We start from the raw sequence: 523 nt of genomic DNA, 5'->3' as shown, positions 1-523 counted from the left end.
GGACTATCCGGCGGAGCGTGTCGGGTTCATGGTCGCTGACGCGGGTCTGGCGTGTGTGATCACTGCTTCGGGCACGGTATTTCCCGCGGTGTCGGTGCCTCGTCTGGTGTTGGGTGATCCCGGTGTTGAGGATCGTTTGGCGGCTGTGTCGGGTGCGGATGTTGCGGATGCCGAGCGTGTGGGTGCGCTGCGTGTGGATCATCCGGCGTATGTGGTTTATACGTCTGGTTCTACGGGGCGTCCGAAGGGTGTGGTGATTTCTCATCGGAGTGCGGTGGGTTATCTGCGGTGGTGTGGTGAGGAGTATGAGGGTCTGCGTGGGGTGGCGGGTCTTCATTCGTCGGTGGCGTTCGATCTGACGGTGACGTCGTTGCTGGGCCCGTTGCTGGTGGGCGGGTGTGTGCGGGTGGTCGGGTTGACCGAGAGCGCGGATGTGGTGGAGGCGTTGTCGGGGGAATGGCGCTGCACCTTCTTGAAGGTCACGCCGAGCCATCTGATGTTGCTGGGTGGTCTGGCGCGGGGT

At 63.3% G+C, this 523-nt stretch carries 1 protein-coding gene; it reads left to right on the top strand.

From position 1 onward, the window contains the following. On the top strand, positions 1-523 hold a 523-nt coding region (locus AC27LF_RS45640; protein WP_487231319.1), incomplete at both ends, for an AMP-binding protein.

The organism is Streptomyces diversicolor (assembly GCF_057537855.1).
The sequence above is the reverse complement of the archived record's forward strand: the minus strand, read 5'-3'. Positions and strand labels throughout refer to the sequence as shown.